The organism is Methyloversatilis discipulorum (assembly GCF_000527135.1).
Lineage (GTDB): Bacteria > Pseudomonadota > Gammaproteobacteria > Burkholderiales > Rhodocyclaceae > Methyloversatilis > Methyloversatilis discipulorum.
In genome coordinates, this window is the sequence record NZ_AZUP01000001.1 from 3,496,273 (window position 1) to 3,512,894 (window position 16,622).

The following is a 16,622-nucleotide window of genomic DNA, read 5'->3' on the forward strand; positions in this document are numbered from 1 at the left end:
CAACGCATCGCAACGGCAAAGGATTTCCCATGTGTGGCATCGTCGCGGCCATCGCCGGCCAGAACATCGTTCCCGTACTGCTCGAAGGGCTGCGCAAGCTCGAATACCGCGGCTATGACTCGGCCGGCCTCGCCGTGCTGAATGGCGCCAACGGCACCGAACTGCGCCGCCTGCGCTCGGTCGGCCGCGTGGCCGAACTGGCCACCCAGGCCAGCGAACAGCAGCTCGACGCCGCCATCGGCATCGCCCACACCCGCTGGGCCACGCACGGCGTGCCGTCCGAGCGCAACGCGCACCCGCACATCAGCGACGGTCTGGCCGTCGTGCACAACGGCATCATCGAGAACTTCGAACCGCTGCGCGCCCGCCTCACCGGCCTTGGCTACACCTTCACGTCGGAAACCGACACCGAGGTCATCGCCCACCTGGTGCGCCACCATCTGAAGACCACGCCCGACCTGCTCGACGCCGTGCGCGCCACCTGCGGCGAACTGATCGGCGCCTACGCCATCGCCATCGTCACCGAAGGCGAAGACTCGCGCATCGTCGTCGCCCGCCACGGCTCGCCGCTGGTGCTGGGCCAGTCGGACAACGGCAACTACGCCGCCTCCGATACCTCGGCGCTGCTGCAGGTCACGCGCAACATGATCTACCTCGAAGACGGCGACATGGCCGAACTCACCCGCAACTCGATGCGCGTCATGCGTCTCGACGGCACGCCGGTCGACCGCCCGGTGCAGGTGAGCCAGCTGTCGGCCGACGCGGTCGAACTGGGCAGCTACCGCCACTACATGCAGAAAGAGATTTTCGAGCAGCCGGCCGCGCTGTCGAACACGCTCGAAATGCTGGCCCAGGCGCGCTCGATCACGCCCAACCTGTTCGGCGTCGAAGCCGACAACGTGTTCCGCTCGGTGCGCCGCGTGCTCGTGCTCGCCTGCGGCACCAGCTTCCACGCCGGTCTGGTCGCCCGCTACTGGCTGGAAGACATCGCCGGCATCGAATGCTCGGTCGAAATCGCCAGCGAATACCGCTACCGCAAGCCGGTGGCCGACCCCGACACGCTGGTCGTCACCATTTCGCAGTCCGGCGAAACCGCCGACACGCTGGCCGCGTTGAAGTACGCCAAGTCGCTCGGCATGACCCGCACGCTTGCGATCTGCAACGTGCCGGAATCGGCCATCGTGCGCGAATCGTCACTGCGTTTCATCACCCGCGCCGGCCCGGAAATCGGTGTTGCCTCGACCAAGGCCTACACCACTCAGCTCGCCGCGCTCGCGCTGCTCACGCTGGCCATGGCCAAGACCCGCGGCACGCTCAGCGTCGCGCAGGAAGAGAAATACCTCGGCGCGCTGCGCCACCTGCCGGGCGCGGTCACACGCGTGCTCGAGCTTGAGCCCCAGATCCAGGCCTGGGCCGAACGCTTCGCCATGAAGCACCACGCCCTCTTCCTCGGCCGCGGCCAGCACTACCCGATCGCGCTCGAAGGCGCGCTCAAGCTCAAGGAAATTTCCTACATCCACGCCGAAGCCTACCCGGCCGGCGAACTGAAGCACGGCCCGCTGGCGCTGGTCGACCGCGACATGCCGGTCATCGCCATCGCCCCGAACGACGCGCTGATCGAAAAGCTCAAGAGCAACATCCAGGAAGTCCGCGCCCGCGGCGGCGAGCTCTACGTCATCGCCGACGCCGGCACCGAAATGGTCGAAGGCGAAGGCGTGCACATCCTGAACATGCCGGAGAACTACGGCCTGCTGTCACCGGTACTGCACGTCGTGCCGCTGCAACTGCTCGCCTACCACGCGGCGCTGGTGAAGGGCACCGACGTGGACAAGCCGCGGAATCTGGCGAAAAGCGTGACGGTGGAGTGAGGGCGCACCACGCGCGCTTGAATGTCGATCAACCGGGGCGGTTCAACGCCTCGGGGATGAACCCTTCCGCCGTCAGTGCGCGGATCACGCCGCGCAGCAGCACGCTGTTGCTGAAACCCACGGTGTACTGACGTGCACCGTCGTGGATCGGTACGAGCATCCGGCGCTCCACCAGTTTGCGGATCTGGTAGGTGCGTTGGGCTTCCGTCATCCCGGGCATCGCCGCTTTCAGGTCGCCCGCCTTGGCGATCCCTGTGTGGGCCGTCGCCATGAGCACCCGCTCTTCCATCTGCGTCAATGATTCGCGCTCGCGCGCATGGCGCAAGGCCGGCGTGAGGATGCGGTCGATGAGATAGCCCTGATCGGTCAGCCGGGCCACCTTGTCCAGTTCGTCGCGCACGCCGGACAGCACGTAGATGCACCACGCCTCGCGTCCTTCCTGCGTGCCGGTGTCCGCCTGACTGAGCATGGCGTAATAGCGGTCGCGGTCGTTGCAGAACACCGCGGTCGGATTCAGCACCCGCCCGCCTGCCCTGACGTCGAAGCCGTACTTGATCATCAAGGTATAGGTCAGCAGCCGGACCACACGCCCGTTGCCGTTGCCGAAGGGGTGTATCCACGCGAAGCGGTGGTGGGCGAGCGCGACCTTGATCAGGTCGTACTTGGGCGGGTCAGGCTGATTGATGAAGGCCACCAGCTCGCTCATGTACTGCGGCACCTGCAGCGCCTCGGGTGGAAGGTGGTCGGACTGCGAAATCCGCACCGACCCCTGGCGGTAGGCGCCGGGGGTGGCGTCGCCCTCCCGCTGCAGGTCGCGCACCGTCAGCGCATGCAACTCGCGCACAAGATGTTCGGTGATGTCGTCGCCGGGCGCGAAATGCGCCTCGATGAAGGCCATGGCCTCTTCGATATTGGCCATTTCACGCAGCGTGTCACTCACGCTTGCCGCAACGTCTTCCAGCCGGCTCTCGACATAGTCGGCCAGCGTGGTGTGGTTGCCTTCGATGCGGGCCGACCCCAGGCTTTCCAGCATGTGGAAGATCTGCTTGAGCTGGAAGAACACCGGCGCGGGCGTGCTGCCCTCCAGCCGGAGACGGCGCAGATGTTCGAGCTCGGTCACCACATCGACCAGGGGTGAGTCGAAGGTGGTGTTGAGCAGACTCAGATCATGATGGCGGAAGGCAGGCATGAGCGGCCTCTGTGCCGAAGTGAGGGCAAAGCCGTAGATTATCTGTAATCGACGATCTTGGTATCTTCAATAGAGCGAGAAAAGTTCAGTCAGAACAAACGCCTGAAATATGGATCAAGGAAAAATATCTTGAAAATTTCGGCACTTTTTCTGCAATTTCTCCCATGCGTATCTTGAACACGTCTGCCTGACGTGGTGCTGTTTCAGAGCACGGAGATGGACCAGCGCCTTGTTCTATCCGCCGGTTCGCGGATCAGCCTCCGTATTTGCGTCCATGCATCGCACGCTCGCAGCAGATGAACAGACCCCTGTAGCGTCACCGCACTTGACTCGATAGACTGTACAGAATTCTGTCACCTTCCATCGGGAGCCTGCCATGGGTTTTTCAGCGCGCGACGTGGTGCCCTTCACCCAGGCACGTGCCAACCTTTCGGAGCTGGCCGAGCAGGCCAAGGCTGGCGCCGAAAAGATCATCACCAAGAACGGCGAAAGCTATGTCGCGCTGATCGACGCCGACCGGCTGGACTACTACCACCGGCTGGAACGCGAACGCATCCATCTGCTTCTGCTTGAAGACGCCCGTCGCGGTCTGGACGACATTGCAGCAGGCCGGACCCAGCCGGCTGATGCCGCAATCGCCAGTCTCCAGAAGCGTCGCGCGAAGACACATGGCTGAAACCCTGCACCGGGTTGAGCTGACCGACAGTTTTCTGGCGCGCCTCGAAGCCATCGAAACCTTTCTGATAGAAGCCGATGCGGGCGCGGCCTTCGACGACCTGCTCGATCAGTTGCGCAGCACGGTCATCCCCAATCTGGCCCGCTTTCCTCGCATCGGTCGGCGCTACCTTGACCACCCGCCCCAATCCGCCGAAGCGCTCAGCTTGCTTTCCGCCATGCCGACAGCGGCCGCCGATTCCCTTCGCGAGTATCTGCACGGCGACTACCTCATGCTCTACACCGTGGTCGACGAATTGGCGACGGTCTACCTCCTCACCATCCGCCACCATCGGCAGTTGTCGTTCGATTTTGCGGGGCTTTGGCCGGCGGGAAGTTGAGCGCAGAGCAACGGCGTCGCTGAGTTGCAGTCTGATCACGTAGTGCCGCGCTTGAGTACGGTTCGCAGGCACGGGTCGGCAGCCACATGTCGGTCATCGCGCTCGCGCCGAACGACGCGCTAATCGAAAAGCTCAAGAGCAACATCCAGGAAGTCCACGCCCGCGGCGGCGAGCTCTATGTCATCGCCGACGCCGGCACCGAAATGGTCGAAGGCGGGGGCGCCCACATCCTGAGCATCCCGGAAAACTACGGCCGACTGTCACCCGTGCTGCACGTCGTGCGCTGTAGCTGCTCGTCTGCCTCGCAGCGCTGGTGAAGGGCAACGATGTGGACGAGCCGCGGAATCTGGGGAAGAGCGTGACGGTGGAGTGAGTCGGTCCATAGTAAATGACTGACACAAATACAGTCAGCCGGTGAAGAATGAAGTCGGTTGGGCGTTTTCCAATCAGTGAGAGTGAACGGGCTATTCTGACTAATGAGCCTCTGCGTCCTGATAGGCAACCCGCAGGTACCAGCTCTAGATCTGGGGCCGCTTTGGACAGGCTGCGGCCGATACTCAGGGCTTTGGAATGACGCTTGTCATCGGAGTCAGTCGTTTGACCTTCGTCGTGCATTTGGTAGCCGAGGTCGAGATGATTTCGCACGCCTGCGTGCCGGATACGTTGCTGGGCCGCATTGCAATGGTGTTCAGCTGCGACAGCAATTTGCTATTGTCACATCGCAGAGATAGAACTTTGCTATCCCACTGGCATCATTAAAGCGGGTGTCAGCCAGCGTGGACTGGCCTGCAGGACACACCCAAGGACTGGACCTCGGCTCAGCAGCAAGTGCTGGCGTAGAGCTCGTTCGGCCTGTCCAACGGAAAATATTCGAAAGACATGCGTTGAACGTCAACATATGAAACGCGGTAAGCAAAAGGGACTTCGTGTTCGCAATGCAGTTCAACGTCCCGATGAGGCTTTCAGCTTCGGCCCCTTTCGCATGATGCGCTTCGGGCGCCACCTCGTTTCGCAGACCGACTGGTCACCTAAAGAGTTCGACAAATTTCAGGCACGCCTCGTTGCGGACTATGACTCAGTTGTGCAAGCGATTGACCGAGACATAGCCGACGCTTCGGCGTTGGTCGCAACTCTAGACCCGCTGGCAATTTTGCACCGCGCATGGTGGGAGAGAAGCGCAGCTACTATTGGGATTGATAGTGAGGTCGAGCTAGGGCCAGAGCATGCGCAGGCTGCGCGAATGCTCGACTACGTTCAGAGCCTCGTTGCCGGAACGCCGCCTATCGCATTCCCACCAAACGAGCTGACCGACGAAGCTTGGAACAATCTCCAACAGTTGGTTGAGGCCATTTTTCAGAAGCTGAACTCGGAGTACTTCTTATGCACTACAGCAAAGCGCCGACAGAGCGGCGCAGAAGTTGACAGCGCATTCGAGGAGTTTCACTTTCTGACTCAGCTCTATTGGTGCAATGTCAGGGGAGAGCAGTATCAGAACCATCACGTCCAAGCACTCCGCGAGCTACTAGCACCACAGACCGATGCGCTCCAACAACTCTATGGGCTGAGTAGCGCTCAGCTCTGCGACGAGCTGGAGAAGATTTGGCACTCACTTACCAAGGGCATCTTCGATGCCTTTGATGCCATGGATGCGTTCAGACTAAAGTCTCTGGCAGCGCTGGACGCAGACATCAATGCTGGGGTCGTACTAGACGGCGAGCTAGAGGAGTTATTTAACGAATCACTCGTCCGTCATGAGCTTGAAGCTGAACATAACCGGGCAGTCGGCCTCTTTTTTTTCTACGACCTCTTTGACCTGCAGAAGGTGACGGACCTGCCGCTTGCGTTCCTTGACGACTTTTCTTGGGCGCCGGGCCAGGATAAAGAGTTCTTTGCCGAAGGACCCTTCAAAGGGTGGCCGCTGCGTGTGTGGCCCATATTTAAGCGGCCCTTTATCAAGCTGGACGGAAGGTATTACTGCTTCGATTTGAGCGGCCTATTCGACCATTTCTACAGGCAGCTCGAAAAGCGCATGTTCGCTGAGGGCCAACGCCTCAAGCAAGCGTGGATCGAAGCCCGCAAGGAGGTCACCGAGACCTTACCGTTCGTGTACATGCAACGGCTCTTGCCTGGCGCAATCTGCTTTAAGGAGATCTACTACTGGCTTGGCGAGGCTGGGACTGCCGCTGCTCGGTATGAAACGGACGGAGTACTTGTGATTGACGATCACCTGTTCATCGTCGAAATCAAGTCAGGTTCGTTTACATATACGTCACCCGCGACCGATGTCGATGCGCACGTACAGTCGATCAAGAACCTCGTTTCCGCGCCCGCCAAACAAGGCAACCGGTTCCTTCGATACCTGCAATCAGCCGATGAGGTGCCGTTGCTCGACCACTCTGGTAATGAGACTGCCCGCCTGAGACTTAGTGACTATCGTCAAGTCACGATCTGCGCTATCACCCTTGATCCTTTCACGGAGATCGCCGCTCAGGTTCAGCATCTATCGCCTATCGGCATTGACGTGGGGGATGTACCCGTGTGGTCATTGTCTCTTGACGACCTGCGCGTGTACTCAGACGTCTTTGTGAATCCGCTTGAGTTCCTTCATTACGTCCAGGTGCGCACGAGAGCGCTCAAATCGGACATCGTGCAACTCGACGACGAACTGGACCATTTGGGGCTATACCTTCAACACAATCACTACCCCAAATACGCGGACGAACTTCACGGCGGAGCAAAGGCGCACCTCCAGTTCATCGGCTACCGACAAGAGATTGACAGGTTTTTCGCTGCGCGATTGGCGGACCCAGCGCTCCCATCGCCTCTCCGTCAAAGGATGCCTACGGGCATGGCGGCCCTGCTGGAGTTCTTGACGTTAAGCGGAAAGACCGGTCGCTCAGCGATCGCAGCCTACCTTCTCGACTTGAGCGGAGAATGGCGAGATAGCCTGTTCAACATGTTTGCCCAAGAGGCGAGACAGTCAGGCGCGGAGCCACCACGACCCTTTTCGACGTATGGAGAGGTGCGCCTGACTGCGTTCGCATGTGCGCCCGGGCGTACATGTCCGTCAGCAGACAAGATGCGCGATCACGTGAGGGCAATCATGGTGATGCATGAAGAACCGGATCGGGTACTACTTGCGCTCTCCTACGATGACGCTGGGGCAGTCCATGATGCCGAATGGCACTTCTTGCGAAGCGCAGACATCACGGTCTTCGAACTGCCGGCATATCAAGCGAAGGGAGAGGTTCTTAGGAGAGCTCGGCTTAAGAAGGCGATCAAAACGCGTAGACGTATTGGGCGAAACGAGCCTTGCCCTTGCGGCTCAGGCAAGAAGTTCAAGAAGTGCTGTGGCCCGGCGCTAATGGGATGACCCCGGCGAAAGCACACACGCAACGCCCGTAAAACGGGAAATTGCGCCGTTTATCGCATCCGGGGGAGCACGGATCGGACCTGAGCGGTTCCCGCAAGACAGCCGGTCGAACACTCGCAGACGGGATGCGTTCAACTCCCATACTTCCGCCGGAGGCCGCCGATCAGCTTCGCGACCTCTACGCATACATCGCGTGCGTGGTGTCTCCACGCAACGATTTATTCCATATGGATTTGATCGCCGCGTCCTGCGAAAGTCTGAATGTGTTTCTGAACCATGGTGTGTGGCGAGAGACGTCCGCCTTCGATTGCGCATCACGCATTACCGCAAGGGGGCAGTGATTGCGTTCGCAGTAGATGTCTAGCAGGTGTGCATACTCGGCATTTACTATGGCGGTCGGGATTACGAAAGCCTGTTGCGTGCCGAATCCGATGATGATCCGGCGCTTTGAGCACGCGAGCTTTCGTGCGCTCGGCAAACATATCGTGGACATCGGGCTCCCGCCGCTTCGGGGCGACGCTGCAATGATCGTATGACAGACTCGACCGCCCACAGAATCACCCTACCCTCCGCCGCCCGCGACCTCTACCGCGCCCTCTGGCTCCACGCCCAGGGCGCACGCGCGCAGATGGTCGGCGCGGCTGCGCTGCTGTCGGGTGCGCAGCTGCTGCGCCTCACCATGCCCTGGCTCGCCGCGCAGGCGATCAATGCCTTGCAGCAGGGCGACATGGCGACGGCGGGGCGGTGGATTCTTTATCTGGTCGGCATCTATCTGCTGTCCTGGCTGCTGCACGGGCCGGGGCGGGTGTTGGAGCGCAATGTCGGCGTGCGGGTGCGCGTGCGGCTGGCGGATGCGCTGTATGCGCGCATCGCGGCAGCACCCCTGGCGTGGCGGGACGGGCGACATTCGGGTGAGTTGCAGCACCGCGTGATGCAGGCGAGCAGGGCGCTGTCGGACTTCGCGCAGAACCAGTTCGACTATCTGCAGAGCGCGTTCAACTTTGTCGGGCCGCTGGTGGCGCTGGCGCTGCTGTCGCGCACCAGTGGGGCGATCGCGGTGAGCGGCTATGTGGTGATCGCGCTCATCATCCTGCGTTTCGACCGCACGCTGATGCAGCTCGCGCGCGCCGAGAACGATGCCGACCGCCGCTATGCCGCGGCGCTGCTCGATTTCGTCGGCAACGCCGGCACGGTGATTGGGCTGCGGCTGCAGGCCGCGTCGCGCGTGCTGCTGGGCAGGCGCATGGAGGCGGTGATGGCGCCGCTGCGGCGCGCGGTGATGGTGAACGAGGGCAAGTGGTTCGCGGTGGATCTGCTCGGCATGGGGCTCACCTGGGTGCTGGTGGTGGTGTATGTCATGCAGGTGCGCACGCCGGGGCAGGCGGTGGCGCTGGGCACGGTGTTCATGATCTACCAGTACGCGCAGCAGGCGGCCGGCGTGGTGGCTTCGCTGGCGTCGAACTTCCAGGGCTTCGCGCGCATGCACACCGACTACTGCAGCGCCGAGCCCATCTGGGCCGCGCCCGGTGAGCCGGATGCAGAAGTGCCCGCGGTGCAGGCGGACGCGTCGTGGCAGACGCTGTCACTGCGCGGTGCGACGCTGCGCTACGGCGACGACGCGCGCGGTGGCGAGCGGGGGGGACTACGAGGCGTGGATCTCGAACTGCGGCGCGGCTCGCGTGTCGCGCTGATCGGCCCGAGCGGCGGCGGCAAGAGCACGCTGCTGCGCACGCTGGCCGGCCTCTACCGGCCGCAGCAGGGCGAACTGCTGCGCGACGGCGTGCCGGTGCCGTGGGCTGAACTGCGCACGCTTGCCACACTGATTCCGCAGGAAGCCGAAGTGTTCGAAGCCAGCGTCGAAGAGAACCTCACCTTCGGCCAGCCAGCCGACCCGGCGGCGCTGCAGTCGGCGATGCACGCCGGCGTATTCGACGAAGTGCTCGAGCGCCTGACGGACGGGCTGCAGAGTGGTCTGAGCGAACGCGGCGGCAATCTGTCCGGCGGTCAGCGGCAGCGCCTGGCGCTGGCCCGCGGCGCGCTGGCGGCGCAGGGCAGTTCGCTGCTGCTGCTCGACGAACCCACCAGCGCGCTCGACCCGCAGGCCGAAGGCCGCGTGTTCGACCGCATGGTGGCGGCGTTTCCGGAGGCCTGCATCGTTGCGTCGGTGCATCGGCCCAGCCTGCTCGCGCGCTTCGACACCGTGGTGGTGGTGGTGGCCGGCCGCGTGGTCGACGCCGGCCCGCGCGACGACGTGCTGGCGCGGCGGGCGCACTGAGCGGCCGGGTGGTCGCGTGATGAGCCGCATGGTCGGCTCGACGTCCTGGATGGACCTCCTTGATGCCGTCGTGGCCTCGTCGGGCCCGATCGCTGTACGTCTTACGGATGCTGGCCGTCAGTGCTGCCGCGGTCTTGCACAGGCGGGTGCTCCGTTGCGGACGCATTCAGCGAGGCAAGGATCCTGTCGCGGCAGATCGCCAGGATTTCGTCGGCCAGCGGCGAATCGTCCGGACAGGCTCGCGACATGACAATGGCGCCGACCGCGTGCGCCAGCGTGTCGAGGTATCTGGCCCGCGTTTCACCCGCGTCTGCCGGATCCGGCGAGTTACTCGCGGTACTCAGCGCAGCCAGCAGGCTTTCGATGCCGGCCGCAAACGTAGCCCGAACGGCTTCCGGCTGACGCGCGGCATCGGCTCCCAGCGCCGCCATCGTGCAGCCGCTTGCGCGGGTGTCGCGGTGCGCGCGTGACAGATAGGCCTTCACGAAATCCGAGATGTCAGCGCCAGCCGACAGTGCAGCGGTCTGGGCGATGCTGCACGCCGCAGATTCCGCCATCAGATCGGCCTTGGAGCGGAAGTGCTTGTAGAAGCCGCCGTGCGTGAAGCCTGCGGCGGCCATCAGATCGGCAACACCCACCCCGTCGTAACCCCGCTCGCGAAACAGGGTTGCCGCCGTTTCGACGACGCGCGCCCGGTTGGCCTGCGCCTGTGCCTTGCTGACCTTCATGTCTCTTCCATGGTGAGGCTGTGCCTGCGTGAAAGGCGGACTATATATTGATTACGACCGTAATCAAATTGTTGACAGTTTAGATTATGATCGACATCATTGTTTCGCCTCCAAGGTCTGGAGCCAGCGCCTGACGACCGGGAGACACGCTCCGGGCGCGAGCCTGGCGGACCGGCCGACCAAACCGACTCGATCAAAGGAAAACACGCATGACCACGCTTCCGACTGCCCTCATCACCGGCGCCTCCAGCGGCATCGGCGCCACCTACGCCGAGCGTTTCGCCCGCCGTGGCCACGACCTCGTGCTCGTCGCACGCGACGAGGCCCGCCTGAACACGCTGGCCGCGCGCCTGCGCGAAGACTTCGGAGTGGCCGTCGACGTACTGCCTGCCGACCTGACGCAGCTCTCCGATCTCGCCACGCTGGAAACCCGTCTCGGATACGACGAAAAGATCGGCATTCTGATCAACAACGCCGGCATGGCGCAGTCCGGCGGTTTTCTGCAGCAGACCGCGGAGGGCATCGACGCTCTGATCGCGCTCAACACCACGGCGTTGACGCGACTCGCCGCCGCGGTCGCTCCGCGCTTCGTGCGGTCCGGTAGCGGCGCGATCGTCAACATCGGCTCGGTCGTCGGCTTCGCGCCCGAGTTCGGCATGTCGATCTACGGCGCCACCAAGGCCTTCGTGCTGTTCCTGTCTCAGGGCCTGCACCTCGAACTGTCGTCCAAGGGCGTCTACGTACAGGCGGTGCTGCCGGCGGCGACCCGCACCGAGATCTGGGAACGTGCCGGCATTGACGTCAATACCCTGCCGGAAGTGATGGAGGTGGGCGAACTGGTCGACGCGGCGCTGGCCGGCTTCGACCGGCGCGAGTTGGTCACGATTCCGCCGCTTCACGTCGCCGAGCGCTGGGATGCGCTGGAAGGTGCGCGCCACGGCCTGCTTGCCGATATCCGGCAGGCGCATGCCGCAGAACGCTACCGCACTGCATGAGTGTCGAGCGTCGCGCATGCACCACGCGAGCCGCCAGAAGTACCTCAGCGCATACGAGCGCGTGATCGCTGTTGCGGACAGCGCCGATAGCGTGGCCGAAACCATCGTTCTGGCTGCCACCGACAGGACGCCGCGCCTGCGCTATCCCTCCGGCAAGGTGGCGCGTCAGGGAGCATTCGCTCGACGCTTTCTTCCTCGTGGTCTTTTCGACAAGGTGCTGCACAGGCAATTCGGTCTGGGCTGAGGTATGCGGGAGAACGCACTGCCACGATTCACAGCTCAGTTGACGCAATCCCCGACTGCGCATCCTGGATGGCCCGACCCACCTCGGAACGAGAAAAACATGAAAGCACTTACGTTCAAGCGCTACGGCAAGTCTCCCGGGGTCGGGTTCGCGGACCTCCCCATGCCGGCGCTGAAGCCGGACGAACTGCTGGTCGAAATTCATGCCGCGGGCGTGAACCCGATCGACAACATGATTCCCACGGGCCTGTTCAAGCCGGTCCTGAAGTTCGCGCTGCCGGCCACGATGGGGAGCGACCTGGCGGGCGTGGTGATTGCGGTCGGTAGCCGGGTGACGCGTTTCAAGAAAGGAGATGCCGTTTTCGCCAGCCTCTTCGACCTCGGCACCGGCTCGCTTGCCGAATTCGCCGCGGTGCCGGAACGTGTTGCGGCCCACAAGCCGGCCAATCTGGACTTCGTGCAGGCAGCCTCGATTCCGATGGTCGCGCTGACCTCCTGGCAAGCCCTGAAGGAACGCGCGAAAGTCCAGAAGGGGCAGAAGGTATTCATCCCTGCCGGGTCAGGCGGGATCGGTACTTTCGCGATCCAGCTGGCAAAGCATCTTGGTGCGAAGGTCGGCACGACGACCAGTACGGGCAACGTTCCGCTGGTCAGCAGTCTGGGTGCGGACGAGGTCATCGACTACAAGACGCAGCAATTCGAGAACGTGCTGAGCGCTTATGACCTGGTGCTGGGTACGTTGAGGGGCAAGGAGATCGAGAAGTCCATCGGCATTCTCAAGCCCGGAGGCAAGATCGTTTCGCTCATCGGACCGCTGGACGCTGCGTTCGCCAGTGCGCGCGGACTGAATTTCGTCCTGAAGTTTGTTTTCAGCCTGATGAGCCGAAGGATCACGCGGCTCGCTGCCAAGCGGGATGTCAGTTACTCGTTTCTGTTCGTGCGCGCCGATGGCGCTCAGTTGTCCGAAATCGCCGCCTTACTCGAATCCGGGCATATCCGGCCGGTGATCGACAAGGTGTTTCCGTTTGACCAGGCCAAAGAGGCGCTCGACTATCTCGCCCAGGGGCGCGCCAGGGGCAAGGTCGTTGTCCAACTCAAGTAAGGCAGTGTGCGGTGCGCGCACGGAGCGTCTGCGCGCTGGCGTCAACGCCCGCATCGCCGGCTAGACTGGGTGCTCGATCCTCTTCCATGCCTTCGCGATGCGTTGCTGTCCCCGTTCCGCTCGATGGCTTTACGGCGCGCTGTCGCTGGCGGCCGCCGCGACGGTGGCTGCGCACCCCGGCGGCCTGAACGCCGAGGGCTGCCACAACAACCGCAAGACCGGGGACTACCACTGCCATCGCGGCGCGCCGGCGCGCACGTCATCGTCAGCGACGGAAGAGGCGGCTGCGGTGCCGACCGGACGCGCCTTCCTCAACTGTGCCGAAGCGCGTGCAGCGGGCGCCGCGCCGGTTCGCGCAGGCGAACCGGGTTACGGCCCGCACCTCGACCGCGACGGTGACGGCATCGGCTGCGAGCCTTACCGCGGCCGTTGAGTCGCCGCGCCGCCAGCGCCCCGCCGCCGCGCGGCGAAACCGGTCAGCCCCAAGCCGGCGAGCAGCAGCGCCCAGCTTTCCGGCTCGGGCACCATGAGCACAGTCGGTCCGGACAGCCCCATCGCATAGACCGCGGCCAGCGCGTCGGCCGAGCCGGTCCGCGTCGACAGGTCGTAGCTGCTGACGAATTCTTCGCCGACGGCGCCGGACGATTTCAGGGTGATGTACTTCAGCGTGACGGTGCGGTATTCGAGGGCCGCCGACAGAGCCGGAGCGCTGCCGCTGCTGCCGGTCAGGTCGAGCGTGGTGACGAAGGCGTCGGTGAACACGATCTCGAAGAAGGTGGCGCGGCTGCCTTCGATGTCGGTCGTCGCGTGCAGCGTCACGGTGTCGAGCGCGTCACCGCGGCTGGCCCGCTCGAACAGTTTGGCCACGCTGGTGTCGAGCGCCTGCGTCCATTCGAAGTCGCGGAACACCGGGCGGCGGATGGTGATGTCGCTGGTCGGGCCGCCGCTGATCGTTTCGATGCCGAAGCCCCAGTTGAAGGTATCGATCTCGTTCCAGTTCTCGTGCTTCTCGGCGGTGCTTGAGCCCTTGATGTCGTCCAGCTTCAGGAAGTAGTCGAAACCCGCCTGCGCCTGACCTGCGCACAGCGCAAGCGCGACGGAGGCGGCCATCAGTACGGGGCGGAACGGTGTCGGAACGCGCATGGAAATCTCCCTGTCGAGTGGGTGACGGCCATCGGGGCGGACGCCGGGCGGCCGGCTTCGCGCAGCACGCAAAGTGCATCCATTAAAGCAGTCCGCATGCGCAGCGGATAGCGCTCCGTGCGATTTCAGACGAAGCGCGCGAGCACCACGCCTGAGGCGGCGACATGTGCCAGCGACACCAGTACCGACAGGCCGTGCAGCCACTTGAAGCGGGCCTTCTGTCCGTCGTCGGTGGCGGCGTTTCCGGATGCCTGCATCGTTGCGTCGGCGCACTGGCCCAGCCTGCTCGCGCGACGCGGTGCGGGCGCGGCGGGCCTGAGCCGCGGCGCCAGGACATCAGGCACTGCACAGGCGGCTAGACTGTGGCGGTCCATTCCTTCTCGTGGCGCAGTGATGCCTTGCCTCCCCTGTTCCGTCCGCTGGCTGTCCGGTGCGCGCTGGCGAGCCCGGTTACGGCCCGCACCTCGACCGTGACGGCGACGGAATCGGCTGCGAGCCGTTCCGCGGCCGTTGAGCGACCAGCAGCGCGGTCACTTCAGCGGCAGGAACACCAGCTTGCCGGCCATCATGTCCGGCATCAGCAGGTAGCTACCGTCCGCCGACAGCGCGATGTCCGCCGACGATTTGTGGCCTTCGGCGATGAGCTGCGGCGCTGACCGCGGCGTGCTCAGGCGCCACACCTTGCCGCCTTTCCAGTCGCTCACGTAGAGCGCCCCGTCGCGATCGCGCACCAGTCCGTCCGCGCCGCCGAAGCCGCTGTAGAGCAGCTTGAGCGCCGGCTTGCCGCCGGCCTTCTTCATCACCAGACGGTACAGCTTGCCGGTGCCGAAGTCGGCGACCAGCAGCGCGCCGGCGCCGTCGACCAGCAGGCCGTTCGGGCGCACGATGCCGGCATTCGCGCCGAGCACGGTGCGGATGCCGCCGTCCGGCGCAATGGCGTAGATGCCGGCGCCCTGGCCCTTGTCGTCGCCGCTGTCCGACACATAGACCACGCCGTCACCGCCGATCTCGACGTCGTTCAGGAACACCGGCTTGTGCGGGAAGTCGCCGGGCTTTGCCAGTTCGGTCACCGTGCCGTCGAGGCCGATGCGCAGCACGCGGTCGATGTCGGCGACGTAGAGGTGTTCGCCGGACAGGGCCATGCCTTTTGGATCGTTCAGCCCGCCGACCAGCGTTTCGGTGCGGCCGTCCGGATGCACGACGGTGACCTTGCCGTCACCCGCCTTGTTGAATTCGCCGATCTCGGTCACGAAGATGCGGCCGTCCGGGTGGGCGACCGCCGATTCCGGCATGGTGAGGCCGGTGATCTCCTTCAGCACGGCGCCGGTGCGCTGCGCGGGCGGTTCCGCACTGTTCGGCTCGGCGGCGAGGGCGACTGCCGACGTCAGTGCCGCAAGCGCGGCGACCAGACATCGTGCTCTGAAGGTGCTGCCAGGGGTGTGGGCCATGAAGTTCTCCGGTCGGGTGAGTCAATGCAAGCATGCATTGAAGGGGATGGGTGTCGGGCATTGCGGCCACGGGGCGCACCGTCTGCATGCAGGTCGACTGCGGATGGCCGTGACGGTTCGGTCGCGCGCTCCCGGTTTCGCGGCCGATGGCGGTGAGCGGCGCATGCATGCTCGCCCGCCCGCAGTGCCCTGCCGTCGGGCGCCTTGCGCGATGAACATAGCATGAGTTCCACGCACGGCCGCCATCAGGCCGACCTGATCGACGGGCTCGGCGTTTCAGCGCCGCTCAGATGAAGCGCGCAAGCGCGACGGCGGACAGCGCGATGTGCGCCAGCGTCACCAGCACCGACAGTCCGTGCAATGCCTTGAAGCGCGTGTGCCGGCCCTCATCGGTGGCCGCGTTGATGGCCGGCATCAGGTACTGCCGGGTCGGCACCGTGCTGAGCGCGACCAGCGCCAGCAGCAGCGCCGAGCCGCGGTTCTGCGACCACAGCAGTGCCGCGCCGGCGGCGGCGGTCGCGATCACGAACAGGTAGAAGTGCGGGAAGGCGCGACGCAGGGTGAGCCGGACCATGTCGACCGGCAGGGCGGCGAACAGCACCGCGGCGAAGCCGAAGGTGTACAGCGTCATGCCGCCGAACAGCAGCGCCACCGTGAGCAGACTGACCGTTTCAAGCACGGCGGTGTCCCTCGTGCGCTTTCCCGGGCGACGCAGGACCCGGTGGCGTGGCGTCGGTGCGCGGCAGACATCCCGATGAGCAGGCCTGCGCCGCTGCCGGATCGAAACGGCGGGCGCGCGCCTGCAGCCACGGGCGGACGCGCAGGAAGCCGCGATAGGCCCATTCCAGCAGCGGCAGCATGCCGGGCAGCCGCGCCAGTCGGGCCAGCCAGCGCCAGCCGGGCAGGCGGACCCACATGGCGACGAAGGCGGCGGCGCCGTCCAGCCGCGAGCCGTCGGCGCGCTGCACGTGGAAGCGCGCGAGCAGGGCGGTCCGGTCGGCCGCGAAAGCGGCGCCGGCGGGGGCGTCGGTGCTGATGTCGACGAAGCACAGCGCGCTCTCCGGCCGCTGGTCTGCCAGTCCTTTCACGTGCGCGATCTCGCGCCGGCACAAGGGGCATCCGCCGTCGTAGAGCACGGTCAGCGTGTCCGGCGGTTCGGGCGCGTTCAAGGCGGTTCCTCCGGGTGATTGGGCGCGGAGGCGG

General features: G+C 64.3%; 17 protein-coding genes and 1 pseudogene. 11 read left to right on the forward strand and 7 right to left on the reverse strand.

From position 1 onward, the window contains the following. Window positions 1–29 precede the first annotated feature (29 nt). Window positions 30–1,868, forward strand: a complete 1,839-nt coding sequence (glmS, locus tag METFAM1_RS0116385; RefSeq protein ID WP_019916508.1) for a glutamine--fructose-6-phosphate transaminase (isomerizing) — start codon at window positions 30–32, stop codon at window positions 1,866–1,868. 28 nt (window positions 1,869–1,896) lie between these two features. Here glmS and METFAM1_RS0116390 read toward each other — a convergent pair whose 3' ends face one another. Continuing rightward, entirely contained in the window at window positions 1,897–3,057 is a 1,161-nt protein-coding gene (locus tag METFAM1_RS0116390) for a Fic family protein (protein WP_019916509.1), read from the reverse strand. 376 nt (window positions 3,058–3,433) lie between these two features. Here METFAM1_RS0116390 and METFAM1_RS0116395 point away from each other — a divergent pair, with 376 nt between their 5' ends. From METFAM1_RS0116395 to METFAM1_RS0116420, 5 genes are all read left to right on the forward strand, one after another. Further along, complete coding sequence (locus tag METFAM1_RS0116395; RefSeq protein WP_019916511.1) at window positions 3,434–3,733, forward strand: type II toxin-antitoxin system Phd/YefM family antitoxin; 300 nt, start codon at window positions 3,434–3,436, stop codon at window positions 3,731–3,733. Beyond that, window positions 3,726–4,112 carry a type II toxin-antitoxin system RelE/ParE family toxin gene (locus METFAM1_RS0116400; RefSeq protein WP_019916512.1) on the forward strand — a complete coding sequence of 129 codons (387 nt, stop codon included), beginning with the start codon at window positions 3,726–3,728 and terminating at the stop codon, window positions 4,110–4,112. Before METFAM1_RS0116395 ends, METFAM1_RS0116400 begins: the two co-directional genes overlap by 8 nt. A gap of 86 nt (window positions 4,113–4,198) precedes the next feature. Beyond that, window positions 4,199–4,429, forward strand: a complete 231-nt coding sequence (locus tag METFAM1_RS0116405) for a hypothetical protein (protein WP_019916513.1) — start codon at window positions 4,199–4,201, stop codon at window positions 4,427–4,429. Between the two features lie 581 nt (window positions 4,430–5,010). Beyond that, window positions 5,011–7,485, forward strand: coding sequence for a YecA/YgfB family protein (locus METFAM1_RS21245; RefSeq protein WP_088178172.1), 2,475 nt, complete (start codon window positions 5,011–5,013; stop codon window positions 7,483–7,485). Window positions 7,486–8,113: 628 nt separating this feature from the next. Beyond that, entirely contained in the window at window positions 8,114–9,760 is a 1,647-nt protein-coding gene (locus METFAM1_RS0116420; RefSeq protein ID WP_024300772.1) for an ATP-binding cassette domain-containing protein, read from the forward strand. A 101-nt stretch (window positions 9,761–9,861) separates the two neighbouring features. On the opposite strand, the gene METFAM1_RS0116425 is transcribed toward METFAM1_RS0116420, so the two are convergent. Continuing rightward, a complete protein-coding gene (locus tag METFAM1_RS0116425) occupies window positions 9,862–10,488 on the reverse strand; it encodes a TetR/AcrR family transcriptional regulator (RefSeq protein WP_019916520.1) in 627 nt (208 codons plus the stop codon). A gap of 209 nt (window positions 10,489–10,697) precedes the next feature. Here METFAM1_RS0116425 and METFAM1_RS0116430 point away from each other — a divergent pair, with 209 nt between their 5' ends. The 4 genes from METFAM1_RS0116430 to METFAM1_RS0116445 all read left to right on the forward strand — a co-directional run bounded on the left by METFAM1_RS0116430 (window position 10,698) and on the right by METFAM1_RS0116445 (window position 13,261). Beyond that, window positions 10,698–11,483, forward strand: a complete 786-nt coding sequence (locus METFAM1_RS0116430; RefSeq protein WP_019916523.1) for an SDR family NAD(P)-dependent oxidoreductase — start codon at window positions 10,698–10,700, stop codon at window positions 11,481–11,483. 16 nt (window positions 11,484–11,499) lie between these two features. Continuing rightward, window positions 11,500–11,727 carry a Rossmann-fold NAD(P)-binding domain-containing protein gene (locus METFAM1_RS0116435; protein ID WP_019916524.1) on the forward strand — a complete coding sequence of 76 codons (228 nt, stop codon included), beginning with the start codon at window positions 11,500–11,502 and terminating at the stop codon, window positions 11,725–11,727. Window positions 11,728–11,826: 99 nt separating this feature from the next. Further along, window positions 11,827–12,828 (forward strand): NADP-dependent oxidoreductase, encoded by a 1,002-nt coding sequence (locus METFAM1_RS0116440; protein ID WP_024300773.1) that lies wholly within the window; start codon window positions 11,827–11,829, stop codon window positions 12,826–12,828. 97 nt (window positions 12,829–12,925) lie between these two features. Then, on the forward strand, window positions 12,926–13,261 hold the full coding sequence (locus METFAM1_RS0116445) for an excalibur calcium-binding domain-containing protein (protein ID WP_019916527.1): 336 nt from the start codon (window positions 12,926–12,928) through the stop codon (window positions 13,259–13,261). Here METFAM1_RS0116445 and METFAM1_RS0116450 read toward each other — a convergent pair. Further along, complete coding sequence (locus METFAM1_RS0116450; protein WP_232419792.1) at window positions 13,246–13,971, reverse strand: Hcp family type VI secretion system effector; 726 nt, start codon at window positions 13,969–13,971, stop codon at window positions 13,246–13,248. The genes METFAM1_RS0116445 and METFAM1_RS0116450 overlap by 16 nt on opposite strands. 125 nt (window positions 13,972–14,096) lie before the next feature. After that, window positions 14,097–14,228 (reverse strand): hypothetical protein, encoded by a 132-nt coding sequence (locus METFAM1_RS21340; protein ID WP_019916529.1) that lies wholly within the window; start codon window positions 14,226–14,228, stop codon window positions 14,097–14,099. A 170-nt stretch (window positions 14,229–14,398) separates the two neighbouring features. Here METFAM1_RS21340 and METFAM1_RS20700 point away from each other — a divergent pair. After that, window positions 14,399–14,485: pseudogene (locus tag METFAM1_RS20700) on the forward strand (excalibur calcium-binding domain-containing protein); the annotation flags it as partial. Window positions 14,486–14,501: 16 nt separating this feature from the next. On the opposite strand, the gene METFAM1_RS0116460 reads toward METFAM1_RS20700, so the two are convergent. The 3 genes from METFAM1_RS0116460 to METFAM1_RS0116470 all read right to left on the reverse strand — a co-directional run bounded on the left by METFAM1_RS0116460 (window position 14,502) and on the right by METFAM1_RS0116470 (window position 16,588). Continuing rightward, on the reverse strand, window positions 14,502–15,419 hold the full coding sequence (locus METFAM1_RS0116460; RefSeq protein WP_019916530.1) for an SMP-30/gluconolactonase/LRE family protein: 918 nt from the start codon (window positions 15,417–15,419) through the stop codon (window positions 14,502–14,504). A 286-nt stretch (window positions 15,420–15,705) separates the two neighbouring features. Further along, the gene (locus METFAM1_RS0116465; RefSeq protein WP_019916531.1) at window positions 15,706–16,098 is read right to left on the reverse strand and encodes a DUF4149 domain-containing protein; all 393 of its coding nucleotides are present in this window, start codon (window positions 16,096–16,098) and stop codon (window positions 15,706–15,708) included. After that, a complete protein-coding gene (locus METFAM1_RS0116470; protein ID WP_019916532.1) occupies window positions 16,091–16,588 on the reverse strand; it encodes a thiol-disulfide oxidoreductase DCC family protein in 498 nt (165 codons plus the stop codon). The genes METFAM1_RS0116465 and METFAM1_RS0116470 overlap by 8 nt, the downstream gene beginning before the upstream one ends. Between the last annotated feature and the right edge of the window lie 34 nt (window positions 16,589–16,622).